Genomic DNA, 24,515 nt, shown 5'->3' on the forward strand with positions numbered 1-24,515 from the left:
ACGGCCACCGCCCCTCTCACGGCAATCCGATCGGAGCCCTTCCCCGTGACCCCAGACATCATCGCCACCGTGCTCGCAGGACTGGCGATGCTCGTCGGCATCGTCGGCATCGTCGTCCCGATCCTGCCGGGGTCCGCCACGATCGCGGTCGCCGCACTGGTGTGGGCCATCGTCATCGGCACGGGGACGGGGTGGACCGCGTTCGCCGCGATCACCGTCCTCGTCGCGCTGGGGATGGCGGCCGGATGGGTGCTCACAGGCCGCAGGCTCAAGGAGCGCGGCATCCCCAACCGGTCACTGCTGTTCGGTGGGCTGCTGGCCGTCATCGGCTTCTTCGTCGTTCCCGTCATCGGACTGCTCCTGGGGTTCGTCGTGGGCCTGTGGGCCGCCGAATGGCAGCGTCTGGGCGACGCCCGCGAAGCGTGGAACTCCAGCTGGGCGGCACTCAAGGCGGCCGGCATCGGCATCCTCATCGAGTTCGGCTGCGCCGCCGTGGCACTTGCCGTCTTCGCCGGCACCGTCATCCACCACTTCGTCACCGTCTGAGGAGGCGCAGCGCCCAGCCGGAGCACGCGAAAGGGCCGGCCACCGCCAGTTCGCTGGCAGTGGCCGGCCCTTTCCGTGCGGGTGGCGAAGGCCCGGACCTGAGACTCAGCTCCGGGCCGGTGTCATGAGGCGGTGGTGCCCCACTGCGCGAGGACGTGGTCGATGCAGGCGAGCAGCGCGCGGACGTCCGCGGGATCGACGGCCGTGAAGGTCGCGATGCGCAGCTGGTTGCGGCCCAGCTTCCGGTACGGCTCGACGTCGACGATCCCGTTGGCGCGCAGCACCGCGGCGAGGCGCGCCGCTTCGACCGTGTCGTCGAAGTCGATCGTGCACACGACCTGCGACCGATCTGCGGGGTCCGCGACGTACGGGGTCGCGACAGGTGAGGCCTCCGCCCATGCGTACACGAGCCCGGAGGATTCCGCTGTGCGAGCCGCGGCCCACGCGAGCCCGCCGTGGGAGTTCATCCACTCGATCTGCTCCGCGAGGAGGACGAGCGTGGCGACGGCAGGCGTGTTGTACGTCTGGTCCTTGCGGGAGTTCTCGAGCGCCGTCAGCAGGTTGAGCGATTCGGGGATCCAGCGGTCCGAACCGGCGATCTCCTCGATCCGTGCGATCGCACGGGGAGAGACGACCGCGACCCACAGGCCGCCGTCGGAGGCGAAATTCTTCTGCGGGGCGAAGTAGTAGACGTCCGTCTCACCGATGTCGACGGACAGGCCTCCCGCACCGGACGTCGCGTCGATGACGACGAGCGCGTCGTCCGCGATGCCTTCGGGGCGCCGGATCTGCGTCGCGACACCCGTGGACGTCTCGTTGTGGGGCCACGCGTAGACGTCCGCGGAGGCATCCACCCGCGGCAGGGCCGCCGTGCCCGGTGCGGCGTCGACGATGAGGGAGTCCTCGAGGAACGGTGCGACCTTCGTCGCCTTCGCGAACTTCGAGCCGAACTCGCCGAACTGGGCGTGCGAGGCACGGCTGCGGACCAGACCGAAGGCCGCGGCGTCCCAGAAGGCGGTGGAACCGCCGTTGCCCAGGATCACCTCGTAGCCGTCCGGCAGGGAGAAGAGCTCGCCCAGACCGGACCGGACGCGACGCACCAGTTCCTTCACCGGCTTCTGACGGTGGGAGGTGCCCATGAGGGCGGGGCCGGCGGCGGACAGGGCCGCCATCTGCTCGGGCCTCACGCGGGAGGGCCCTGCGCCGAACCGTCCGTCAGTGGGCTTGAGGTCGTCGGGGATCACGATGTCTGCGGTATCAGTGCTCACGGGGGCGATCCTATGCGACGCGCGCGGTGCCGCGCGCGGGGCGGGTGCAGCCGTGGGATCCGGGAGCGGCGCCCGGAGCGTGACAGTGGAAGAGAGGAGAAGGTCGACTGATCGGACGTTCAATAAAGCGTGGTAGATTTTCGGCGTGGTGAGAATCACTCACAGCATGGGCGCTGGGGAGGCTTCGCACCCGTACGCACACATTCAAAGACGAGTGGAGAATCCTGTGAAGAGACCGATGACGCGGACGCTTGCGGTGCTGAGCGTCGCAGCCCTCACCGGACTGGCCGGGTGCGCCGGGTCCGCAGCGCAGTCCAGCAACGACGCCGGCGCTGGTGCCGGGGTGGACTACGGCGCATCGCCGGAGGAGTATCAGGAGGCGCTGGCGGACATGGACCCCGTCACCCTCACCTACCAGCCCGGTGCCCAGTCGAGCCAGGGACACACGGGGGAGGCGGAGCAGCTCTTCGTCGATCGGGTCCACGAGGTGTCCGGCGGTGCGATCACGCTCGAACCGGTGTGGGGGCAGGCCGTGGCGGCGTTCGACGACGTGACCGAGGCGGTCGCTGATGGTCGCATCGACATCGGCGTGGAGATCCCCATCTACACCCCCAGCAAGTACGAGGCGGTCAACGAGCTCATCAACCTCGCACCGTCGAAGCCCGCGAGCCCCTATGTCACGGAGATCGCCACGACCGCGGCGATGATGGACGTCGCGTGGAACACCCCGGAGATCATCGACAACTACGAGGCCATGGGCGTGACCGTCCTGCGTCCGGTCATGTTCGAGACGTCCAACGCCCTCATGTGCACCGACCCGGTGACGAGCCTCGACGACTTCAAGGGCAAGCAGATCCGCGTGGGCTCCGCCGCGGACTTGGCGATCGTGGAGGGCCTGGGTGCCTCCCCGGTGTCGATGCAGTTCGTCGAGGCCTACGAAGCGCTCCAGCGCAACACGATCGACTGCACTCTGGGAGGTCTGCGCATCGGCTCGGAATACGGATTCCTCGAAGTGGCGCCGCACGTCACCTTCCCGGAGGACTCGGCCTGGGGGCGCAGCCCCACGGCGGTCGTGGCCGGCCCCGGCTACACGAACCTGCCGCTCGCAGCGCAGCAGCTCATCTTCGACGCCTACGCGGAGTCCAACGCGCGCAGCCTCGAGGCGTCGGTCGCGTTCACTGCGGACGCCATCGGGAAGATCGACGAGCACGGCGGCGACATCGCGCGGCTGGACGACGACGCGAACGCGGCGCTGGCAGACGCCATCGACGGCCTGCGGGAGGAGACCGTCGGGTCCTCGGCCTTCGACGGTGAGGACGTCGCGTCCCGACTCGACGAGGCATACGACACCTGGTCGGGGATCGCCGAAGAGGAGGGGCATGTGGACTCCGGCGACTACACCGCGTTCGCGGAGGACTTCGCCACCGATCCTGTCGACCTGAGCGAATTCGGCGAGCGGATGTTCGAGGAGATCTACCTGCCGCACCGCCCGAGCTGAGGGGCGTCTCGAGGAGCAGCCGTGCGGGCCGAATGGCCCGTCGGCTGTTCCTCAAGAGCCGTCAGGCCCTCAGGGCGTCAGACTCTCAGGGGGTCAGACTCTCAGGGGGTCAGCCCCTCCGGAACCCGTCGCCGTGCCGAGGGCTCCGGCGGTGCGTGCGGCAGGAGCGAGGTCCAGCCGGCGCAGCAGCTGCGCGTTGAGAGCGACGACGACGGTGGACGCGGACATGAGGATCGCTCCGATGCTCATCGGCAGGACGAACCCGATCGGAGCGAGCACTCCGGCGGCCAGCGGAACGGCGAGCAGGTTGTAGCCGGCGGCCCACCAGAGGTTCTGCTTCATCTTGCGGAAGCTGGCCCGGGAGAGCTCGAAGACCGACAGCACCGCACGGGGATCGGAGCTCGCGAGGATGACACCGGCCGATCCGATCGCCACATCCGTTCCGGCGCCGATCGCGATGCCGACATCGGACTGCGCCAGTGCGGGAGCGTCGTTGACGCCGTCGCCGACCATCGCGACACGCCTGCCCTCGCCCTGGAGCTCGGCGACCTTGGCCGCCTTGTCCTCCGGTCGGACGCCCGCATAGACACGGTCGATTCCGAGGTCCTCCGCGACGGTGTCGGCCACCGCCTGCGCGTCGCCGGTGATCATGACGACCTGGACCCCTTCGGCGTGCAGGGCGTTGACGGCGTCATGTGATTCCGGCCGGATCTCGTCGGCCAACCGCAGCGCGCCGATGACCCGACCCTCTGCGAGCACGTGCAGGATGATCGCACCCTCACTCCTCCACTGATCCGCGATCGGGAGTTCCTCCCGGTCGTGCTGGTCCAGCAGGTAGGGACCGCCCACCTCCACGACCGTCCCGTCGACGGTCGCTCTCACGCCGACGGCGGGCGAGGAGGAGAAGTCGGCCGAGCGCGGGACGTCCACATCGCGTGCTTCCGCGGCTCTCACGATCGCGCGGGCGAGCGGATGCTCGCTGTCGGCCTCGGCGGCGGCCGCCAGGGCGAGCACCTCGTCCTCTCGACGGTCCTCTGCAGGGTGCACGCCCGTGACCGTGGGCTCACCCAGGGTGAGCGTGCCGGTCTTGTCGAAGAGCACGGAATCGACCGTGCGCATGGACTCCAGCGCGAGCCGGTCCTTCACCAGCACACCCGCGCGGGCGGCGCGTTCGGTGGCGATGGACACGACCAGGGGGATCGCGAGCCCCAGGGCGTGGGGGCAGGCGATGACCAGCACCGTGATGGTCCGCACGACGGCGTCCTCCGGTGTCCCGAGCAGGGTCCACGCCACGGCAGTGAGCAGGGCCGCGCCCAAGGCGAACCAGAACAGCCACGCGGCTGCGGTATCCGCGATCCGCTGTGCGCGTGACGACGATTCCTGCGCATCGGAGACGAGCTTTCGGATCCCGGCCAGAGCCGTGTCGTCGCCCGTGGCGGTCACCTCCACCCGCAGCCCTGAATCGGTGGCGACGGTGCCGGCGACGACCTGGTCCCCGACCTCGCGGCGCACCGCTCGCGATTCCCCTGTCACCATCGATTCGTCGATCGACGCGCTGCCGTCGATGATCCGACCGTCCGCCGGGACGGCTGAGCCCGGCCGCACGATCACCACATCCCCGACCATCAGGTCGCCGGGTGCAATGGAGATGACGTCGTCGCCCTCGACCTTCTCCGCTTCATCGGGCAGGAGCGCGGCCAGGGAATCGAGCGCGGAGGTGGTCTGCGCCAGGGACCGCATCTCGATCCAGTGCCCCAGCAGCATGATGACCACCAGCAGGGCCAGCTCCCACCAGAAGTTCAGCCCGTGATCGAGGATGCGGAGGGTCGCACCCCAGGAGGCGAGGAACGCGACCGTGATGGCGAGTCCGATGAGCAGCATCATCCCCGGCTGACGGGAGCGGATCTCCGACACGGCACCGGTGAGGAACGGCTGACCGCCCCAGACGTAGATGACCGTCCCCACGAGGGGCGACACCCACCACACCGCAGCGGACTGTGGGAGTGGGTAGCCGACCAGGTCGGCGAACATCGGGTTGAACCCCACGACCGGGATCGCCAGTGCGAGCATGATCCAGAACAGTCGCCGGAACTGACCGACGTGGTCGCCGTGGTCGTGGCCAGCATGGCCACCGTGCCCGCCGTGGTCGTGGTGACCGGCGTGGCCGCTGTGCTCTTCGTGGTCCGCATGAACGCCGTGACCACCATGGGCCTCATGGCTCACGGGGCGCCGGTCGTCGTGCTGTGTGTGCTCGGAACTCACTCTGGACATCTCCTTCGTCGATACACCGACTATACCCCCGGGGGGTATTAATTCACAAGGGCGCATGTGGGGCCGCGCGCTGTGATCCCAGCGTGCGGGGCGCGAGGAGTAGCGTGAGTGCCATGGACGACAAGATGCAGGCGACTCCTCGCGCCGCCCGGGATGCGATGTCTGCCCTGGCGCGGCAGCGCGTGGAGTACGACGACGTGGACCTGGAGCTCCCGGCCGACACCCCGCACGGGATCTTCACCCGCTGGTACGAAGAGGCGGGTGAGGCTCTGGGGGAGCCCAACGCGATGGTGGTGGCCACCGACGACGATGCGGGTCCCGCCGCCAGGATCGTCCTGCTCAAGGGCTTCGATGCCCGCGGGTTCGTCTTCTACACGAACTACCTGTCCGCGAAGGGGCGGCAGATCGCAGCGCACCCCCTGGTGGCGCTCGTCTTCCCGTGGCACGACATGCAGCGGCAGGTGCGTGTACGCGGGGTGGCGACGCAGGTGAGCGGGCGGGAGTCCGACGACTACTTCGCGCTGCGCCCGCGCGGGTCACAGATCGGGGCGGCGGCATCGGAGCAGTCGCAGCCCATCCGCGGGCGCGGCGAGTTCGACGCGCGCGTGCAGGACCTCGAGGCGCGGTGGGCCGACCAGGAGGTCCCGCGACCGCCGCACTGGGGCGGCTACCGCGTCCAGCCGTACGAGATCGAGTTCTGGCAGGGGCGGCTCAACCGCATGCACGACAGGTTCCTGCTCACGAGCCGTGACGGCAGGCCGGCCCCCTTGGACGACGCGAGCGCGTGGTCGGCGGTGCGTCTGCAGCCCTAGGGGCGCGGTCGCGCAATCAGGGGCGAGGTGATCCGGCCGGTCGGTGGCGAGGTGATCCTGCGGTCGGGAATGCTGTGTTCCGGTCGCGGCCCTCGGTCCGTGCGGTGGGGTGGTCAGGGTGAGCTGAGTACCCGAACCGAGCGCTCCCGCCTAAAATGGAAGCGGGTGCGTCCGCCCTTGTCACAGGGGGACGCGAGGACTGCCGACGACTCGTCGGAACTGCGAGAAGAGAGCGTGAGACGTGAACGACCTCATCGACACGACAGAGATGTACCTCAAGTCGATCATCGAGCTTGAGGAGCAGGGAATCGTGCCGTTGCGCGCGCGGATCGCCGAACGCCTGGAGCACTCCGGGCCGACGGTTTCGCAGACGGTCGCACGGATGGAGCGCGACGGTCTGGTGGTGGTCGACGAGGACCGGCACCTGGAACTCACCGACGAAGGACGCGAACTCGCGACCCATGTGATGCGCAAGCATCGTCTTGCGGAAAGGCTTCTCGCGGACGTGATCGGACTGGATTGGTCGCTGGTCCACGACGAGGCGTGCCGCTGGGAGCACGTCATGAGCGAGCAGGTCGAGACGCGCCTGCTGTCGATCCTCCCGGAGCACACGACCAGCCCTTACGGGAACCCGATCCCCGCCCTCGAAGAGCTGGGGACGGATGCGGCGGCAGTCCCGGAGGCGCTCGCGCTCACGCGCGCGGTGAAGTCCGGCGGTGCGCAGACCGTGACCATCTCGTGGCTCGCAGAGCCCCTGCAGGTCGACATCGAGCTGCTGGCGCAGCTGCAGGAGACCGGGATCATGCCGGGGACGGTCGTGCACGCGGAGTCGGACGGCGATTACGTCAGCATCCGCGCGGAAGGGTCGTCGGACCTGCTGGATCTGCCGTCCGAGACCGCCGCTTTCGTGTTCGTGACACGCTGACACACAATCTCGTTACATCAGTTACATTTCACGAAACATGACTCTCACCTGCAGTTATATCGATCTCGCGAGAGCTTTCCGTGGCAGCTGAGACACGTTCCGTGATCCAAATGTGACATGGCGTTGCCGATCGTTTACAGTTGTCGAGGCGCCCCCGGAAGGGGGTGGTCCGATCCGGGTTCCGCACGCCGCACCCGTGAACGGATTGAGACAGGACCTGAGCGGCGGCGAGGAACCGGGAAGCCGGCAGCACAGTCCACACGGACGGGGCATCTCCAGCTCAGTGCGACACCTTGTAGGAAGTGGAGAGGACATCGTGGCAACGAAGAAGCATGGGCGTCGCGCGGCAGATACCCGCGTGAAGACCCCGCTCACTGAACTCACCGACGCGCTGAGCGCCAACTACGGCGTCGTCGGTCGCCGCGCAGCGGTCGTCGCTGCAGCGGGCGGACTTGTCGTCACCGCGACCCTGCCCGCCATGGGCCAGGGCGAAGACGAAGCAGCGGCTGTCACCGCAGAGGCGGACAACACGCCCACCACGGATTTCGTGAACCAGGCCAAGACGGTCATCCCGGAGGCAGACGAAGAAGAGGACGACGCGTCCGTCGTCGGTTCCGCCTCCGTCTCCAACGTCACCGCGACGAAGGCTCCGGAGCCTGAGCCGGAGCCCACGCCGGAAGCCGTGTCCTCGAACGCGGACTCGGGTTCGAACTCGGGTTCCAGCTCCGAATCCTCGGAGTCGGACTCGGACTCCTCCGACTCGTCGAAGTCGGACGACTCCAAGGCAGGCGGCGACGTCGCACTGCCCGACGGCTCGAAGGCCGAACAGGTCATCGCCGTTGCCAAGCAGTACACGGGCGTGCCCTACGTGTACGGCGGGACCACCCCCAGCGGCTGGGACTGCTCCGGCTACACCTCCTTCGTCTTCAGCAAGGTCGGTGTGAATCTGCCCCGCAACTCCAGTGGGCAGCGCAGCGCCGGCACGGTCGTCTCCGCTTCGGAAGCACGCCCGGGCGACATCGTGTACAAGCCCGGCCACGTGGGCATCTACGCCGGCAACGGCATGATGTACGACGCAGGATCGCCGTCCTCCGGCACCTCGTACCGCAGCCACTCGTGGATGGGAAGCGTCACCTACATCCGCGTTCTCTGATCACGATCCGGCGCCGCGCGCTCTGACGCGGAGCAACCGAATCGGCATCGCCTCCAGAAAGCACTCGCACACCGTCCACCAGGTCCGGACGGGACACGGGTGCTTTCTGCATTCACTGATGCGCTCTCCTCACGACACGATCCGGATCGATTCCATATCGTGCCGAGTTGGGCCTACTCTTGTGGCAGTGAGTCCAGGAGGTGTGATGGGCCAGCGATCACGACCACGGTCGGCGACGATGCCGGCGGGGCGCCCACTCCGAGGAGTGCGTGCGTCCGCTGATCGGCCTGTGCCCATGACCATCCGCGCTGCCGTGACAGGCGCGGAAGAGATACGCCCCCACGCGATACCTGTCGAGGGGATACGCCCAGAGGCGATATCCCCTCTCTTCAGCACTGCAGAGACCCCCAAGGAACGGTGCCGCGCTCACGCGCGGCACCGTTCCGTCATTCACGCGCGTCCGCGCAGCATCGGAGGTGTGTCGTGAAGACCCTCGTCCTCAACGCCGGCTACGAACCGATGTCCGTCGTGTCCTTCAAACGGGCGGTCATCCTGGTGCTCACCGGCAAGGCCGCTGTCCTGCAGGCGGACGAGGCCGCACCGATCCGCAGCGCGTCCGTGGTTCTCGACCGCCCATCGGTCATCATCCTCACCCGGTACGTGAAGCCGCCGCGGGGACGGAAGGTCCTGCTGTCCCGGCGTGGGGTCCTGCGACGGGACGGTTACCTCTGCGCGTACTGCGGCGGGCACGCCACGACGGTGGACCACGTGCTGCCGCGGTCGCGGGGCGGAGCGAACTCCTGGACCAACCTCGTCGCGTGCTGCCGCTCCTGCAACTGCGACAAGAGCGACCGCACGCCCGAGGAGATGGGGTGGAGGCTGCGGTTCACCCCGGCACCTCCGCGGGTGGGCCGGTTCTGGCTGCGCGAGCTCGAGGAGCCGGTCGACGAGTGGCGGCCCTTCCTCGTGGGCTCCGGATGGGGAGCGGACACGCGGAAGGCGACCAGCGCCTCGGCGACGGCTGCCTGAATGACAGAGGCGCGCCGGTGCATAGTCCGCACCGACGCGCCCCAGTTCAGGCGGCTTCCGCGGGGCGCGCGACAGGCGCCCCGGGCAGAGCCCGCGACTCAGTCCCTGGCCATCGCGCGGGAGATGAAGCCCCACACGACCAGCACGATGAGCGAACCGAGGATCGCGAGCAGCCACGAGCTCAGTGAGAAGAAGGCGTCGACTCCCTCACCGAACAGTGCGCCGCCGATCCAGCCACCCAGGATCGCCCCGATGACTCCGCAGATCAGCGCACCGATCCAGCCACCGCCCTGGCGTCCCGGAAGGATCGCCTTCGCGATGGCGCCGGCGATGAGTCCAAGAAGTAGAAAAGCGAGGATACCCATGATGTCTCCTTCTTCGGTCGAACCACCAGTTTACAAGTATCCTTGCTGATCATCCAGTGTTTCGCTTTACAGTGTGTGTCACGATTCGAATGTCGGTCGGCCACATGGTGGCGGCACGACCCGCACCCCGCTGACAGGCCGGTACTGTGAGTCACAACGGCCCCGCACGCAGAGCGGGCGACGCACCGGCGGCGCCCGCAGTGCGGCGAAACGGAGGAGGAGAGATGGCAGACAACCAGAACACGGAGGTCGCGGACCCTCAGGCGATCGTCGTCGGTGTCGACGGATCCAACGCCAGCCGCAACGCCCTCCGCTTCGCGATCGGCGAGGCGAAGTCGCTGGGGCGCTCGATCCGGATCGTGGGCGCCTACACGGTGCCGAGCGTCGCCGCGGCGACCATCGACGTCTCCTACGTCCCGATCGACGATTCGGCGGTCCGTGCGTCCGTCACGACGATCCTCAAGGAGGCGGCGGCAGAGGTGAAGGCCGCAGACGTTCCCGTGGAGGCGATCATCGAGATCGGCGATGCGGCGGGCGTGCTGGTCGAGGAGTCCAAGCAGGCGAGCCTCACGGTCGTGGGCTCGCGCGGCAAGGGCGGCTTCGCCGGGCGGCTGCTGGGCACGGTGTCGTCGGCGCTGCCGGCGCACTCGGCGTGCCCCACCATCGTCGTCCCCGTCGGGTGGACGCCGGAGTCGGACCGCGAGGCGCGCCCCAGCTCGTCCCGTCCGGTCCACAGCAGTGTGGGCGGTGCGATCGAGCGCACGGAGGAGACGGACACGGTCCCGGGCATCGACTACTCCGGCCAGGTGGTCGTGGGGGTCGACGCGCTGGGCAAGGAGTCGCCGGCGCTGTGGGAGGGCGCGCACATCGCGGTCCGACGGAACTCGCCGCTGCACATCCAGGCGGTCATCACGACGACCGTGATCGGTCCGGAGTGGATCCCGTCCCAGGGCGATCTGGACCGCCTCATCCAGGAGGGCACCGACAAGCTCGAAGCGGCCCGCCTGGCTCTCAAGGAGAAGCACCCGGACCTGGACGTGCGGTGGACGCTGTTCGACGGCCAGCCCGCGGAGGTCCTGGTCCGCGCGTCGGACACGTGCGACATCCTGGTGATCGGCTCCCGAGGCCGCGGCGGCTTCGCGGGCCTGCTCCTGGGGTCGACTTCGCAGTCCGTCCTGCCGTATTCGGCAGCGCCGACAATGGTGGTCCGCGTCAAGAGGTGACGAAGGTGTGAGAGCGCCGTCCGCGGGGCTCATCCACGAACGACGAAGGCGGTCGGTTCCCTGAGAAGGAGGGGGCCGGCCGCCTTCGTCAGTCCTGCTCCTCGACCACGCGCTGTGTGGAGAGGAGGGTGCGGCTGCCGGCGGTGAGCGTCCCCGTGCCCGCTTCGGTCACGAGGTGGGGGACCGCGACCGCGCCCGTCCCGTCCTGGGCGTACGCCTGGGCGATGCCCCCGGTGATGCCGTTGTGGACGCGGACGGCGCTGCCATCGCGCAGGTAGACGAGGACGCCCACGACGGCTTCGAGTGTCGTCCCGTCCCGCACGGACATCGCCAGCTGCTCCTCACCGCCGCCGTCGAGCACCGTGAGGCCGTCCGCGTCGAGGATGCCGGTGGTGCCCGATGCGGCGTCGCGGGCGACGTCGTGCACGTCGTCGGCGAGCACGTCCCCGGTGCCGAGGTCGAGCAGCGGACCCGCCCCGTCGCCCGTGTCGAGCAGTGCCAGCCCGTCGGCGCCCACTGCCGGGTTGGCCTCCAGTGAGGAGGCATCTCCGTCGAACTCCGCGAGCGGTGTCTCCCACCCGTCGTCCGCGCCCGAGGTGCCGGTCACCGCATCGTCCCCGACCCGCACGATCGTGCCGTCGTACTCACCGAGCACGCGACTGGACCCCTCATCGAGCACGGCTCCTGTCGACGGGTCGAGTGCGACCGCGCTTCCCGAGTCGCCCATGAAGCCCTCCGGGGGTGCTTCGAAGACGAGTCCGGGGCCCACGTGCGGGCCGGGCACCTCGACGGGCCCCCACGCGGGTTCCCCGGTGCGCAGGTCGTAGGCGCTGGCGGTGACGACGGAGACCTCGTGGGAAGCGTCGTCGTCGGAGGAGTCGTCGTCGGAGGATTCGGCGTCGGTGAGGACCGCGAGGTCTCTTCCGTCGGCGTCCCGGGTGACGACGAAACCGGCGCACGCCAGCGGCCGCTCCGCCGTCCACAGGACCGTTCCCGTGGAATCGACGGCGTGGAACACGAGGGCGCTGTCCGTCTGCTGGGCGGACAGGAAGACGTCCTCGCCACGCTGCACCGGCAGGTCCCAGGCGGGTTCGACCGTGACGAGCTGGTCGAACTGGGTGGGGACCTGCAGATCCGAGGTGTCCGCAGCGGGCAGCTCCTCGTCGGAGGTGTGCGGTTCGCGGTCCAGCCCCTCGACGGCTGCCGCGTCCTGGCCCGCGTCCTGGCCTGAGTCCTGCCCCGGGCCCTGCCCGGTGTCCTGGTCCGCGGTCTGTTCCGGGGCCTCGGCGCCGGTCGTGCAGGCCGTGAGCGTGACGGCGGCGGTGATCGCGGTGGCCAGCGCGGTGCGGACGCGGCGGCGTCCGGGACTGGGCGTGTCAGCGGAGGTCATCGGGTGTTCCTTCCGGGCTGGTCGTGGCGGTGCGCGTGCGCTGCCGGCGTCGGTCGTGCGTGAACCAGAGGGCGAGGGCGACGGCGGCGAGGACGAGGACCGCCACGATGTCCGCCGCTGTACTCGTGAGCAGGTCGGACGACTGGAGTCGCGCCAGGAGGTCCGTGGGCACGAACGAGGGGACGGACACGAGCCCGTTCGTCGTCCAGAAGACGATCCCCACGACGATCATGAGCGCACCGGTGACCATCGACACGGTGTGGAGGCGAAGACCCGCGACGGTGACCTCGCGTCCGCGCAGCAGCGCCCGCCCACGTCCGCCGATCCGCTGCCACAGCGCTGCGATCACGAGCAGCGGCACCACCATGCCCGCGCCGTACACCGCCAGCATGACGGCGGACCCGACGACGTCGCCGTGTGCGGCCGCGAGAGTGAGGACGGCGCCGAGGATGGGGCCGGCGCACATGCCGGCGACGCCGCTGGTCGCCCCCAGGAGGAACGTCTTCGTCATGCCGCCCGCCTGCGCAGTGCGAGTGCGTGCCGCGTCCCCGCCGGGGACCAGTTTCGCAGGGTCGAAGCCGAACCCCAGGAACTGGACGACCCCCAGCACGATGAGCACGAGGGCGGCGACGAGGACGATCTGGGTCCGGTAGGCGGTGAAGAGGGACCCCAGCGCGCCCGCGCCCATTCCCAGGGGGACCAGCACGACGAGCATGCCGACGTAGAAGACGGCACCGTGGAGCAGCAGTCGTGTGCGCGCGCCCACTGTGGAGGCGAAGAACGCGGGCAGGAGCAGCGCCGCGCACGGGCTCAGCAGAGCGAGGACGCCGCCGATGAAAGCGCTGACGAAACCGATGTCCACGGGAGACTCAGCCCTGCGCGGTGAGTGCCGTGTCGACGGCGTCGACGAAGACGTCCGTGGGCTGGGCGCCGACGATCGGTTCGCCGCCCACGAGGAAGGTGGGGGTGGAGAACGCGCCCAGGTCCAGGCCCGTCTGCGCGTACGCCTCCACCGTCTCCTGCGTCTCCTGGGAATCCATGTCCTCACGGAACCGATCCGTGTCGAGCCCGAGGTCGTCCGCGAGGTCCGTGAGTGCGTCCGCGGTGAGCCCGCTCTCCGGGCGGTGCTCGCCGTCCGCGAAGAGTGCGTCGTGGTACTCCCAGTACGCATCCTGGAGGGCCGCGGCGTGGGCGGCCTTCGCCGCCTGCTCCGAGGCGTCGCCGAACACGTTGACGTCCCTCCACTCGATGCGCATGTCGCCGTCCTCGACGTACTCCATCATCGTGGGCAGCGTCTCCTGGGACCACTCCGCGCAGTAGGGGCACTGGTAGTCGGAGAAGACGACGAGCGCGACGGGGGCGTCGACCGGCCCGATCGCCTGGACGTCGTCCTCGTCGCGCGTCTCCGCCTCCGTGAACGCGCCCTGCTCCGGGCCCTGCACCTCCGATGCGGCGTCGCGCGCCTGCGATCCGGAGCCCTCGGATTCCGCGGATTGTGTGCCGCCGCCTTCCGGCGAGGCGGTCGCGCCGTCGTCATCGGAGCCGCTGTTCACCACGAGGATCGTGAGGATGAGGGCCGCGGCGGCGAGGACGACGGTCACGGGGATCCACCAGCGACCGATGCCGGTGCGGGGAGCATGTGCGGGCAAAGGAGGACTCCTTGGAGGGTTCGGGGGAGTGGGACAGCGGAGAGTGGGGCGGCGCGTGAGCCGCGGTGTCTACTATGACGCATAGTCGACTAACATGCATAGTCGAACGAGGATGCGTACCAGGTGCGAGGCTGCCGGTCTGCATGCCTCATGACCGCTTGCATCGTGATCGAGAGGGGACGACGTGTGGAGGATCGACGGGCACGCAGTGCTCCTGGGGCTGCGCCTGTGGACCACCCGCCAGACCCTGGTGGCAGCTGGTGTGGCGGTGCTCGTGGGCGTGCTCATCGGCGTGGCGACCGTCCTCATCCCCAACACGCTCTTCGCACGGGACGTGCCACCGGTCTGGTGGGACGTCCCCGTGCTCGTCCTCATGGCGGTCCTCACCGGGATGCTCGCCGCGACCTACGTGCGTGACGCGACTGACACTGATGGCGCAACGAAAGGGGATGACGGCGTGGCCGAGGCGGATGGCGGCGTGACGGAAGCACGCGGTGGTGGCCTGGGAACGGTCGGGACGGTCCTCGCGTGGTTCGCGGTGGGCTGCCCGGTGTGCAACAAGATCGCGCTCCTGGCGCTGGGCTACACGGGAGCCCTCACCTACTTCGCCCCGCTGCAGCCGGTCCTCGCGGTACTTGCGATCGGCCTCACGGGGGTCGCTCTGCTGTGGCGACTGCAGGGACGCGTCGTCTGTTCCGTGCCGCAGCGGTCGGAGGCGCGGGCGTGAAGAGGCAGGAGGGTGTGAGTGGAGACAAGAGGACGGATGCTCGCGACAGCATGAGCGACATGATGAACGGGGAAGAGCTGAGAGTTCGGGGACCGAAGCCGCTGGGCCCGCTGGAGAGGCAGGTGCTGGAGATCCTCTGGGACCACGGGGCACGATCCGTGCGGCAGGTCATCGACCTGCTGCCCACCGACCCCGCGTACACGACGATCGCGACGGTTCTGTCGAACCTCAAGCGGAAGCGGTACGTGAGGACGCGGCGCGACGGCCGGTCGTCGCTGTACGAGCCGCTGTTCAGCCGTGCCGATCACGACGCCGCCGTCATGGGAGGAGTGCTGGAGGCCAGCCGGGATCGGTCCGCCACCATCCTGCGGTTCGCGGATTCGATGTCCGCTGAGGACATCGACCTCCTCAAGGACTACCTCCGCACGCAGGAATCCGGCGGACACGGGAACGATGCGCAGGAGCCCGGCGGACAGGAACACGACCTACTGGAGTCCGGCGACGGAGCTCCCAGCACGCACAGACCCGTGTCGAACGAACTCAGTTCGCGCGAACCAGGGCAGGGGCGCTGACATGACCGGTGCGCTGGGGCTCGCAGTCCTGCTGCTCGTCGCCCTCATCGTGATGGGCGTCGTCGGTCCGGTCGTGCTCGCGGCGGCACGTCCACACCTCGCTGGGCATCCGCGTGCGGCGATCGCAGTGATCGGTGCGCTCGCGGCCGCCTGGATCATCGGCCTGGCGGCTGTGGGACCAGCGATCGCGTGGGCCGTGTCCGGTCCGGCACTCGTCCCGGGTGCTGCGGGTGCGGTGTGCCAGCAGTGTCTCGTCGCCGCCAACCCCTTCTCCTCCCAACCTCTGCACGCGGGCGTGCCCAGTGCGGTCCTGCTGGGAGCCTCCGCACTGGTGCTCGCCACGATCGCGGTGTCGGTCCTCCGAGAGCTCCTGGTGCGGAGTCCCCGTGTCTGCCGCGCGTCGGGGTCCGCGGCAGATGCGGGCACGCCAGTGACGATCGCAGGTGTCCGTGTGCGCATCGTCGACTCCCCGGCAACATTCGTGTTCGCACTGCCGGCCCGCTGTGGAGGCATCACGCTGTCGCGCGGTGCCCTCTCACTCCTCGACGAGGACGAGCTGCGCGCCGTCGTCGCACACGAAACGGTGCACCTGGCCCACCGTCACCACCTCATCGCAGCAGTCGCGACAGGGGTGACCGCACCGCTTCGCTGGGTGCCGTTCCTCGCCGCGTGCACGCGGATGATCCTCGAGCTCCTCGAGATCGACGCCGATGCCGGTGCATTGCGAGAGGCGGGCACCACGGCGCTGGTGAGCGCACTCGTGAAGCTGCAGGACGATGCCGCGTGTCCTGGAACAGCGGCGTCTTCCCATTCCGGAGCGGACGTGCCGTCCGCCGGGGTGCTGTTCGCTCTGGGCAGCGGTCCGTGGCACTCCTCGGACGCAACCGGCCCCAGCGCCAGGGTGCGGTCTCTGCTGGGCGCGGATGCACGGCCTCGGCGGTGGCCCACTGCGGGGCTCGCGGTGTTCGCAGCCCCCATGACCGTCGCCGGCGCGGGAGTCCACGTCGCAGGTGCGGCCGCCCTCCTGAACGGCTGCGCCCTCGTGTGAGCACCCGCGAACGATCGCGAAGCAGAAGGGGAGCGGAACAGGGTGCGATCGGCGACTGCGCTATCGCTGCCTGTGTCATCTCGTGAAACCACAGGCTGCGAGGTGAAGAGGGTCCGATAGCGTGGCCGGCATGACGTCTTGTGGTTCGTCCGACCCTGTCCTCCTCGCCCCGGAAGATCTCGAAGACCTCTGCGTCCGCGCTCTAGAAGCAGTCGGCGCACGTACGGGCGCCGCGCATTCTCTGGCCCGCGCCACGGTTGCGGCGGAAGAACGCGGACGGGCCGAGGTCGGGGCGGTACACCTGCTCGACTACCTCGACGCTCTGCGTGCGGGACGCTTGGATGGGACGGCGCGACCACGGGTGGTCACCGCACGGGCCGGTGCCCTGAGCGTCGACGCGGCGAACGGCACAGCACAGGCCGCCTTCGACCTGGTGTCCGACGACCTGGGGCGCCGTGCCCGCGATTGTGGCATCGCCCTCCTCAGCATCCACCGATGCTTCACGGCGGGTGAGATCGGCCATTACACGACTCGGATCGCGGAGCAGGGGCTGGTCGCGATCGCCGGATCGAACTCGCCCGCTCTCCTGTCCGCGTTCGGCGCGAAGACCGCCGTGACGGGGACGAATCCGCTGTCGTTCGCGCTGCCCCACCCGGAGGGGCCACGGATGTTCGACCAGGCGGCGAGTGCGACGGCGTGGGTGAACATCCGCGACGCCGCGGACAGGGGCGAGCAGATCCCCGAGGGGTGGGCGATCGACCCGGACGGGGACCCCACCACCGACGCGGCGGCCGGACTGGCCGGCGCCCTGCTTCCGTTCGGGGGAGCGAAGGCCGGGAACATCGCGTTCATGATCGAGCTGCTCGCGGCGATCTCCGGAGGGTCGTTCTCCCTGGAAGCGCCGGCGTTCGACAGCGGAGACGAGCCGCCGCAGGTGGGTCTCTTCGCCCTCGCGATCGACCCCACAGCCTTCGATCCGGACTTCACCCACCGCGCAGAGGCGCATCTTCAGCGGGTGGCGGCGGAGCACGGCGCGGACTTCGGTCGCTGCAAGGAGCGCCGTGCACAGATCGCAGTTCCCGCGCACGTCTTCGACACGCTCACCCGCACCGCCGCTGCCGACCGTTCTGAGGAAGGAACATCATGAGAGCCCGACGCATCATCCCCGCCGTCGACGCGCACTGCGAAGGTCTGCCCGTCCGTGTCGTGACAGGGGGCGTCCCGCCGATGCCGGGGGAGACGATGGAGGAGCGGCGACAGTGGTTCATCGAGAACTCCGACGACCTCCGCACCCTGCTCATGTGCGAGCCGCGCGGCCACGGATCACTGTCCGGCGCGATCCTCCAGCCGTCCACGCGTGACGACGCGGACTGGGGAGTCCTCTTCATCGAGGTGACGGGTGTCCTGCCGATGTGCGGTGCGGGCACGATGGCGGTGGCGACCGTGCTCGTCGAGACGGGGATGGTCGAGGTGGAGGAGCCGTACACCACGATCCGGCTGGACGTGCCGATCGGTGTCATCACCGCGACGGTGCGAGTGCAGGACGGCAGGGCGGAGTCGGTGACGATCGAGAACGTCCCGTCCTTCGCGCACTCCTACGGGTCGACCGTGGACGTCCCCGGCTACGGGGAGGTCACCTACGACGTGGCGTTCGGTGGCAACTTCTATGCGTTCGTCGACCTCGACGACCTGGGGATCCCGTTCGCACCCGAGTCGCGGGGCCGGATCGAGGAGGCAGGGAAGGCGATCATGGCGGCCGTGAATGAGCACGCCCCGCCCGTCCACCCGGTGTCGGGGTTCTCCGGTTGCAACCACGTGGTGTTCCGCGCGCCCGGGTCGGACGCGCGCCGCACCCGTCACGTCCTCATCAACCACCCCGGCTGGCTGGACCGGTCACCGGGCGGAACGGGAACCAGCGCGAAGATGGCCCAGCTGCACGGGCAGGTCGAACTGGGCCTGGACACGGACTTCGTGAACGAGTCCTTCATCGGCACGTCGTTCACGGGTCGTCTCATCGACACGACGACCGTGGGCGGCCTCGACGCGGTGGTGCCCACCGTGACGGGCAGGTCGTGGCTCACAGCGATGGGCCAGTACCTGCTGGATCCCGCCGACCCGTTCCCCGCCGGCTACACGGTCTGAGACGGATCGGCCTGGCAAGGACCGCGGTGCTGCGAACAGGAAGGACCCTTGTCACAGGGGCGCCCGGGTGATAGACCGGGACGACAGCCAACAGTAGGAGGCAGTCCGATGCGCTCACGAACCTACGCAGCAGTCGCGATGGCCGCCGCGCTCGCCCTCGGGGGATGCGGACAGGCGGACGACGACTCGCCCCAGGACACCGAGGAGTCCCAGCCGGCGGATTCGGCGGACACGCAGCCCGCCGGTGACGACAGCGGTGACGACAACGCCGACAGCGACAGTGACGACGGGTCGGGCGACGAAGGATCGAACGACGACTCCGGCTCGATCTCCCTGGACGAAGCCGGGAAGATCGTCACCGATGAGTACGGCGGTGAGGTGATCGGCGTCGAGGACGACGACTTCCGCGGGACACCCGCTTGGGAAGTGGAGGTCAAGGACAGCGACGAGGGCCGCATCGAGGTCAAGGTCGACAAGGAGTCGGGCGAGATCCTCGACATGGAACACGACTGACAACTTCATCAACACCGGTCGCCGTTGATAACTTTATCAACGCTCCTGCCCGCGAAGCCGCGCGCAGGGCGGGCAGCATCATCACAGGTGAGCACGTGACGCTCGGCTGGCGGGATGCTCGACATCGTCCGCGGCATCATCGAACGAGGTGCGCTCTACAGTTTCCGCCACCGAGCGGTGGAGGCGTACCTGACGAGCGAGTGGCCCGACGTGGAGTGACCAGACGGCTGCTGCCGTCCCTGGTCGATCAGTGCGCCCCCGGCGAGATTCGAACTCGCGGCACCCGCTTTAGGAGAGCGGTGCTCTATCCCCTGAGCTACGGGGGCGTGCCCACTGAGCGTGCTCTCGCGGGAGCGTGCGCGTGGACGTCGCCATACTACTGCCTCGCGCCCGCAGTGCGAACTCGTCGGTCCCACCGGATTTTTCGCACTGGTCCGGTGCGCCGCCATGGGCCGCCACGGTCGAACCGGTAGTGTCGGAGCCGTGTCACTTCCAGAATCCGCTCTTCCCCCGTCGGTCGACGATGTCTTCGCCGACTGGAGGGCTCAGGCTGCCCGGATCGGCGGTCGCGACACCATGCTCCATTTCCGTGAGTCGCGTGATGGTTCGATCGATCTGACGGGCGCCCACCCCTCCGGCCTGGCCCAACTGCTGGCGGGTCGTGCGACCCGGCTCTCGAGCCTGCTGCGCGATCCCGACCACCTGGCCGACGCCCGCAGGCGTGCCCGGTCGATCCGCAGCAAGGCCGATCAGCTCCAGCGTCAGCGCGGCATCGCCGCCGCGCAGCTGGCGATCGGCTTCGCGTCGTGGACCCGCACGTCCGACGCCCGCCGTGAGGACTTCAACGCCCCCGTCATCCTCCGCCACGTGCGGCTGCTGCCGCGCGGTGCGAGCGTCGAGGACTATGAGATCCGCCTGTCCGACGAAGTGAGCATCAACCCGGCTCTCGTCGACTACCTGCGCCAGGAGCACGACGTCACTGTGGACGTCGACGAATGGGTGGCGGCGACCGGTCTGGCCCACGGCTTCGACCCGGCACCCGTCTTCAACCGGCTGCGCGCACTCACCCACCCTGTCGTGGGCATGCTCGTGAACGAGCGGCTCATCGTGTCGACCTTCGCGAACCTCACCTCCCCGTACACGGCGGAGACCCTCCCTGCGGAGCACCCGATCCTGCGGGCGCTGGCAGGCGACGCCGAGGCGCGGGTCGGCTTCCGCCTGCCCGGCACCCCGGCGGCGGGGGACGAGGACCCAGCCGGCGCCTCGGGCGCGGAGGAAGTCCCGGACTCCACGGTTGGCGACGACTCCACGGTTGGCGACGACTCCACGGTTGGCGACGACGACGGCGAACCGACCCAGCGCATCGACACGTCGGATCCCGCGGACCTGGGCCCGCGGGAGCTCCAGGACCGGGCCCCGCACGAAGAGTTCCTCGCGATCGACGTCGACGGTGACCAGCAGGCGGTGGTCGACGCGGCACTGGACGGCGGGTCGATCGTCGTCGACACGCCGCCCGGCACCGGGGCCACACAACTGGCCGTGGCCCTTTCGACCTCCCTCACGCATGCGGGACGCAGCGTCCTGTTCGTCGCGCAGGACGAGGACGAACTGGGCGACTTCACGCAGCGCATGGCACGCACGGGACTCGACGGGTTCACCGTCGACGGCCGCGGCGACAGCGAATCGCTGCGCACCAGCCTCATCCGGCTCATCACATCGGCAGAGAAGTCACCCCAGCCGGAACTCACGGGCCTCGTCGACCGCCTCACCGACCAGCGCGCAGCACTGCGCGAGCACGCGGAATCCCTCCACCGCATCCGCGATCCCTGGGGTGTGTCCGCCTACGAGGTGATGCAGCGACTCGCCGCACTCACCTCCGTGCGGCCCGGGCCGTCGACCAGTGTCCGGTTCGCTCCCGCTGTCCTCGAACTGTCCCCGGAGGACCGCGCAGACGTGCGGGAGCAGCTCCTCGAACTGTCCCGCATGGGTGCCTTCACGATGGAGGTGAGCGACACCGTCTGGTTCGGTGCCCGCGTCGACTCCTCCGACGAGGTGACACGTGCGCAGGACCGTGCACGCCGCGCTGTCGGACTCGTCCCCGAATTCTCCCGCGTCTCGCTGCCCGTGCTGCGCGAATCCGGTCTCAACCCGGAACGCACCGTGGGGGCGTGGGGCCGATCCCTCCTGCTGCTCCAGGAGATCCGCAAGACCCTCGACGTGTTCTCGCCGGAGGTGTTCGAGCACAACCTGGGCGACCTCATCGCCGCCACCGGGACCGCGGACTACCGGGCGTCGGTGGGCCGCGACATGGGTCTCTTCGAGCGCAACCGCCTCAAGAAGGCGGCACGCGAATTCCTGCGCCCCGGCGCGCAGGTCACCGACATGCACGACGGCCTGCTCGCCGCGTCGACGCAGCGGCAGGAGCTCAAGGAGCTCGCCGGCGGGGACATCCGCCCGCGCGTCCCCCGCGGCATCCCCGAAGCGGTCGCGGAATACCGCGCCCTGTCCGCAGAGCTCGACGCACTCCGTCCCGTCCTCGACACCACCCCGGACGGCGGCGACCTGGAGAGCATGCTGGTCGAGGAGCTCGAAGCGCGCCTCCAGGCCCTTGCCGAGGACAACGCGTCCCTGAGCGACCTGCCCACACGCACACGCACGGACGACGCACTGCGGGATGCGGGCCTGGGTGAACTGCTCGACGACCTGCGGGACCGGCGCGTCCCCCACGAGGTCGTGGGACTCGAATTCGACCTGGCGCTCTGGGCGACGATCCTCCAGGACCTCGCCGGCGCCGACGCCCTCATCGGCGCCCACGACGGATCCGTCCTCCACCGCATCGCCGCGGACTACCGGGTCGCCGACCGCCAGTACGTCGCCGCGGGAGCGTCCCGGCTGCGCTACGGGCATGCCCGCCGCTGGAAGCGTGCCATCGCGGACGAGCGCGAACAGGCCCAGGTCGTCCGCGACGCTCTGCGTTCGGACCGGCCGACCGTCGCAGAGCTCACGTCCCGCGCACCGGACGTCATGACGACACTGGCCCCCGTCTGGATGGTGACACCGTTCCAGGTGCCGGAGCTGTTCGCGGACGCACCGCTGTTCGACACCGTGGTGATCGCGGACGCCGGCCGGCTCACGACCGCGGAAGTGCTGCCCGCACTTGCGCGCGCCAAGCAGGTCATCGCCCTGGGCGACATGAGGCTGCCCGGCCCCCGCGACTTCAGCGTCACCGTCGACCGGCGGATGCAGACAGCGGAGGACACCCCGTCGAGCGTCTGGGAGGACCTCGCCGCATTCCTGCCGCGCCACCGCCTGCACACCAGCTACCGGGTGTCCCCGCTGGAACTCGTGGAGCTCGCCAACCGCCACTTCTACGACGAGCACATCCGGACCGTTCCTACGGCGCTCACGGGCGAGGGCAGCGGTCTCGAATTCGCGTACGTCCCCGACGCCCTGGGTTCCCCGGACACCGCCACCGGCCAGGTCGAGAGCCTGGACGTCGAGGTGGACAAGGTCGTCGACTTGGTCGTCCGCCACGCCCGCACGCGCTCCCGCCAGTCGCTCGCGGTCATCACGCTCACCCCGTGGCACGCCCAGCGCGTCGCCGCCGCGATCCAGAAAGCGATCCGCCAGTACCCCTACGTCGCCTCCTTCTTCGACGACCCGGACAAGGAACCGTTCGTCGTCACCGACTGCGAGCAGATCCAGGGCATGGACCGCGACGCCGTCATCCTGTCGCTGGGGTACGGCCGCACGCGCCACGGACGCGTCATCCACGCGTTCGGTCCGCTGTCCCAGCCGGGCGGCGAACGCCTGCTGGCCGCCGCCGTCACTCGCGCACGCCGTCGACTCACGGTCGTGTCCGCGTTCGAAGCCGACGATTTCGACCCGGCCCGGCTGGAGCACGGTGCCGCGCTGCTGCCGGATCTGCTGTCGGAGATCGCCTCCGGCGGCGAACCGACGGAGCGCACCTACGGTGCTGTGACCGGCACCGGCGCGATGGTGCGCAGCGACCGTGAGGACGCGGACCGGATCGCGACGGAACCGGCTGCGGAGCTGGGCGACCCGATCGTGACGGACCTCGCGGAGAGGCTGAGCCGCAAGGGCGTGCTCGCCCACCTCGACTACCAGGGGATCGACCTGGCGATCGCGAACTCCGCGGACGCACTGCACGGCATGGTGGTCGCGGTCGAATCCGACGGCCCGCTCTACGCAGGGACGTCCAGCATCCGGCAGCGTGAACGTCTGCGCCCCGAACAGCTCGCCCGCCGCGGATGGCGCTCCGTGCGCATCTGGACGACCGACGCCTTCGTCGACCCGCAGCGCCAGGCGAACCGCCTGTTCGAGGTGTGGAAGGAGACGGTCGAGGACCTGTCCCCGCAGGCGCTGCTCAACGCGGCGCGCGCCGCGGCGGTCGTTGTCGACCGGCAGGGCAGCCGCCCCCGTGTCGCGTCGGGTCTGCCGATGCACATGTACTCCGACGAGCAGCTCATCGCGATGCTCGAGTGGATCCAGTCCGACGGTGTCTCCCGCTCCGACACGGAGCTCAAGGAGCAGCTGCGCGCCGGACTGGCGCAGAAGCTGCGATCGGCACGGACGGAAGCGGCCCTCGACAGTGCGGTCGCTGCCTACCGGGCCTGGGTCGCAGCGTCGAAGCGCAGCGCGACCCACGCCTCGGCGGACTCCACCGACCAGGGGGACACCGCCTCCGCTGCCGATGCGGCGCAGCAGCCCCGCACACGTGCGGAGAGGCGTGCTGCGCGGAAGGCCGCCGCGGAGGCCGCTGCGAAGGCAGCAGCCGCAGCAGGCGAATCGTCTGACGGCGCGTCTGCGGGCACCGTCGTCGATGACGACGATGCGGTGGCGAACGAGCCTCGGGTCATCCCTGCGGACCAGATCATCCCGTCCTACGACACGGACAGCCTCCGTCACGCGGAACTGCGGTACGCGGGCCTGCGTGACAACGGGCCGCGCCACGGGGCCACGACCGGCACCAGCACCGGCCCCTCGGCCTCGGACACAGCGGAGGACTCCGCAGCACACGACGCAGGCGACGGTTCCGCAGCGTCGACCGCTGCCCGGGCGTCAGGAACCCCGGCAGAGGAGTCCGGCGCATCCGACCCGTCTGGCGACGTGCCGACTGCCGATGCCGAGACGTCCGAAGAGCCGGAGGACGGCCGCGGGCCTCTCGACGGACCTGCGACCGCGGACCCAGCCGCAACAGGGGACGAAATCCCTGCCGATGACGCATCTGCAACCGGGGCCACATCCACGACCGGCGGAGCATCTGCAGCCGAGGAATCATCTGCTGCCGAGGACGCGCCGGGTGACGAGGACGCCTCAGGTGACGAGCCCGGCGCATCGTCGTCGCACGACAGGGACTGACG

Annotated in this window: 20 protein-coding genes and 1 tRNA gene; 14 read left to right on the forward strand and 7 right to left on the reverse strand. The window is 69.5% G+C overall.

The genetic code is table 11. The annotated features are described in order from the left end of the window. Positions 1 to 45 precede the first annotated feature (45 nt). Positions 46 to 546 (forward strand): DUF456 domain-containing protein, encoded by a 501-nt coding sequence (locus JFC09_RS11390; RefSeq protein WP_198394154.1) that lies wholly within the window; start codon positions 46 to 48, stop codon positions 544 to 546. Between the two features lie 122 nt (positions 547 to 668). Here JFC09_RS11390 and serC read toward each other — a convergent pair whose 3' ends face one another. After that, positions 669 to 1,814: a phosphoserine transaminase gene (gene serC, locus JFC09_RS11395; protein ID WP_198394155.1), complete on the reverse strand. Its 1,146-nt coding sequence runs from the start codon at positions 1,812 to 1,814 to the stop codon at positions 669 to 671. Between the two features lie 226 nt (positions 1,815 to 2,040). Here serC and JFC09_RS11400 point away from each other — a divergent pair, with 226 nt between their 5' ends. Then, positions 2,041 to 3,312: a type 2 periplasmic-binding domain-containing protein gene (locus JFC09_RS11400; protein ID WP_198394156.1), complete on the forward strand. Its 1,272-nt coding sequence runs from the start codon at positions 2,041 to 2,043 to the stop codon at positions 3,310 to 3,312. Positions 3,313 to 3,405: 93 nt separating this feature from the next. Here JFC09_RS11400 and JFC09_RS11405 read toward each other — a convergent pair whose 3' ends face one another. Next, positions 3,406 to 5,583, reverse strand: coding sequence for a heavy metal translocating P-type ATPase (locus JFC09_RS11405; protein WP_198394157.1), 2,178 nt, complete (start codon positions 5,581 to 5,583; stop codon positions 3,406 to 3,408). A gap of 113 nt (positions 5,584 to 5,696) precedes the next feature. On the opposite strand from JFC09_RS11405, the gene pdxH reads away from it, so the two are divergent. The 4 genes from pdxH to JFC09_RS11425 all read left to right on the forward strand — a co-directional run bounded on the left by pdxH (position 5,697) and on the right by JFC09_RS11425 (position 9,502). Continuing rightward, positions 5,697 to 6,395: a pyridoxamine 5'-phosphate oxidase gene (gene pdxH, locus JFC09_RS11410; protein WP_198394324.1), complete on the forward strand. Its 699-nt coding sequence runs from the start codon at positions 5,697 to 5,699 to the stop codon at positions 6,393 to 6,395. Between the two features lie 241 nt (positions 6,396 to 6,636). Further along, complete coding sequence (locus JFC09_RS11415; RefSeq protein WP_198394158.1) at positions 6,637 to 7,320, forward strand: metal-dependent transcriptional regulator; 684 nt, start codon at positions 6,637 to 6,639, stop codon at positions 7,318 to 7,320. A gap of 316 nt (positions 7,321 to 7,636) precedes the next feature. Continuing rightward, positions 7,637 to 8,473, forward strand: a complete 837-nt coding sequence (locus tag JFC09_RS11420) for a C40 family peptidase (protein WP_198394159.1) — start codon at positions 7,637 to 7,639, stop codon at positions 8,471 to 8,473. A gap of 483 nt (positions 8,474 to 8,956) precedes the next feature. After that, a complete protein-coding gene (locus JFC09_RS11425; protein ID WP_198394160.1) occupies positions 8,957 to 9,502 on the forward strand; it encodes an HNH endonuclease in 546 nt (181 codons plus the stop codon). Between the two features lie 98 nt (positions 9,503 to 9,600). On the opposite strand, the gene JFC09_RS11430 is transcribed toward JFC09_RS11425, so the two are convergent. Beyond that, complete coding sequence (locus tag JFC09_RS11430) at positions 9,601 to 9,867, reverse strand: GlsB/YeaQ/YmgE family stress response membrane protein (protein ID WP_198394161.1); 267 nt, start codon at positions 9,865 to 9,867, stop codon at positions 9,601 to 9,603. Positions 9,868 to 10,091: 224 nt separating this feature from the next. On the opposite strand from JFC09_RS11430, the gene JFC09_RS11435 reads away from it, so the two are divergent. After that, entirely contained in the window at positions 10,092 to 11,090 is a 999-nt protein-coding gene (locus tag JFC09_RS11435; RefSeq protein ID WP_198394162.1) for a universal stress protein, read from the forward strand. Positions 11,091 to 11,178: 88 nt separating this feature from the next. Here JFC09_RS11435 and JFC09_RS11440 read toward each other — a convergent pair whose 3' ends face one another. From JFC09_RS11440 to JFC09_RS11450, 3 genes are read right to left on the reverse strand one after another with little or no spacing between them, the layout of a single operon-like run. After that, on the reverse strand, positions 11,179 to 12,480 hold the full coding sequence (locus tag JFC09_RS11440) for a hypothetical protein (protein WP_198394163.1): 1,302 nt from the start codon (positions 12,478 to 12,480) through the stop codon (positions 11,179 to 11,181). Next, positions 12,467 to 13,342, reverse strand: coding sequence for a cytochrome c biogenesis CcdA family protein (locus JFC09_RS11445; protein WP_198394164.1), 876 nt, complete (start codon positions 13,340 to 13,342; stop codon positions 12,467 to 12,469). Before JFC09_RS11445 ends, JFC09_RS11440 begins: the two co-directional genes overlap by 14 nt. 7 nt (positions 13,343 to 13,349) lie before the next feature. Further along, positions 13,350 to 14,129 (reverse strand): DsbA family protein, encoded by a 780-nt coding sequence (locus tag JFC09_RS11450; RefSeq protein WP_198394165.1) that lies wholly within the window; start codon positions 14,127 to 14,129, stop codon positions 13,350 to 13,352. 184 nt (positions 14,130 to 14,313) lie between these two features. Here JFC09_RS11450 and JFC09_RS11455 point away from each other — a divergent pair, with 184 nt between their 5' ends. The 6 genes from JFC09_RS11455 (at position 14,314) to JFC09_RS11480 (ending at position 19,131) form a co-directional block, all read left to right on the forward strand. Continuing rightward, positions 14,314 to 14,856, forward strand: a complete 543-nt coding sequence (locus JFC09_RS11455; RefSeq protein ID WP_198394166.1) for a hypothetical protein — start codon at positions 14,314 to 14,316, stop codon at positions 14,854 to 14,856. Between the two features lie 50 nt (positions 14,857 to 14,906). Next, positions 14,907 to 15,428 (forward strand): BlaI/MecI/CopY family transcriptional regulator, encoded by a 522-nt coding sequence (locus JFC09_RS11460; protein ID WP_232483491.1) that lies wholly within the window; start codon positions 14,907 to 14,909, stop codon positions 15,426 to 15,428. Position 15,429: 1 nt separating this feature from the next. Next, positions 15,430 to 16,476 carry a M56 family metallopeptidase gene (locus JFC09_RS11465; RefSeq protein WP_198394167.1) on the forward strand — a complete coding sequence of 349 codons (1,047 nt, stop codon included), beginning with the start codon at positions 15,430 to 15,432 and terminating at the stop codon, positions 16,474 to 16,476. Positions 16,477 to 16,606: 130 nt separating this feature from the next. Beyond that, a complete protein-coding gene (locus JFC09_RS11470) occupies positions 16,607 to 17,623 on the forward strand; it encodes an Ldh family oxidoreductase (protein ID WP_198394168.1) in 1,017 nt (338 codons plus the stop codon). Further along, on the forward strand, positions 17,620 to 18,618 hold the full coding sequence (locus JFC09_RS11475; RefSeq protein WP_198394169.1) for a proline racemase family protein: 999 nt from the start codon (positions 17,620 to 17,622) through the stop codon (positions 18,616 to 18,618). Before JFC09_RS11470 ends, JFC09_RS11475 begins: the two co-directional genes overlap by 4 nt. A gap of 108 nt (positions 18,619 to 18,726) precedes the next feature. Beyond that, the gene (locus JFC09_RS11480; RefSeq protein ID WP_198394170.1) at positions 18,727 to 19,131 is read left to right on the forward strand and encodes a PepSY domain-containing protein; all 405 of its coding nucleotides are present in this window, start codon (positions 18,727 to 18,729) and stop codon (positions 19,129 to 19,131) included. Positions 19,132 to 19,384: 253 nt separating this feature from the next. Here the strand turns inward: JFC09_RS11480 and JFC09_RS11485 are convergent. Beyond that, positions 19,385 to 19,457, reverse strand: a tRNA-Arg gene (locus tag JFC09_RS11485). 157 nt (positions 19,458 to 19,614) lie between these two features. Here JFC09_RS11485 and JFC09_RS11490 point away from each other — a divergent pair. Continuing rightward, positions 19,615 to 24,513 carry a DUF4011 domain-containing protein gene (locus tag JFC09_RS11490; RefSeq protein ID WP_198394171.1) on the forward strand — a complete coding sequence of 1,633 codons (4,899 nt, stop codon included), beginning with the start codon at positions 19,615 to 19,617 and terminating at the stop codon, positions 24,511 to 24,513. Positions 24,514 to 24,515 lie beyond the last annotated feature (2 nt).

Source organism: Brevibacterium yomogidense, from assembly GCF_016107685.1.
Taxonomy (GTDB): Bacteria; Actinomycetota; Actinomycetes; order Actinomycetales; family Brevibacteriaceae; genus Brevibacterium; species Brevibacterium yomogidense.

Bases quoted from the DNA above. Each gene is read 5' to 3' on its own strand.
- JFC09_RS11405 (WP_198394157.1), bottom strand. From the start codon at position 5,583: ATGTCCAGAGTGAGTTCCGAGCACACACAGCACGACGACCGGCGCCCC.
- pdxH (WP_198394324.1), top strand. From the start codon at position 5,697: ATGGACGACAAGATGCAGGCGACTCCTCGCGCCGCCCGGGATGCGATG.
- JFC09_RS11430 (WP_198394161.1), bottom strand. From the start codon at position 9,867: ATGGGTATCCTCGCTTTTCTACTTCTTGGACTCATCGCCGGCGCCATC.
- JFC09_RS11435 (WP_198394162.1), top strand. From the start codon at position 10,092: ATGGCAGACAACCAGAACACGGAGGTCGCGGACCCTCAGGCGATCGTC.
- JFC09_RS11440 (WP_198394163.1), bottom strand. From the start codon at position 12,480: ATGACCTCCGCTGACACGCCCAGTCCCGGACGCCGCCGCGTCCGCACC.
- JFC09_RS11460 (WP_232483491.1), top strand. From the start codon at position 14,907: ATGAGCGACATGATGAACGGGGAAGAGCTGAGAGTTCGGGGACCGAAG.
- JFC09_RS11465 (WP_198394167.1), top strand. From the start codon at position 15,430: ATGACCGGTGCGCTGGGGCTCGCAGTCCTGCTGCTCGTCGCCCTCATC.
- JFC09_RS11470 (WP_198394168.1), top strand. From the start codon at position 16,607: ATGACGTCTTGTGGTTCGTCCGACCCTGTCCTCCTCGCCCCGGAAGAT.
- JFC09_RS11475 (WP_198394169.1), top strand. From the start codon at position 17,620: ATGAGAGCCCGACGCATCATCCCCGCCGTCGACGCGCACTGCGAAGGT.
- JFC09_RS11480 (WP_198394170.1), top strand. From the start codon at position 18,727: ATGCGCTCACGAACCTACGCAGCAGTCGCGATGGCCGCCGCGCTCGCC.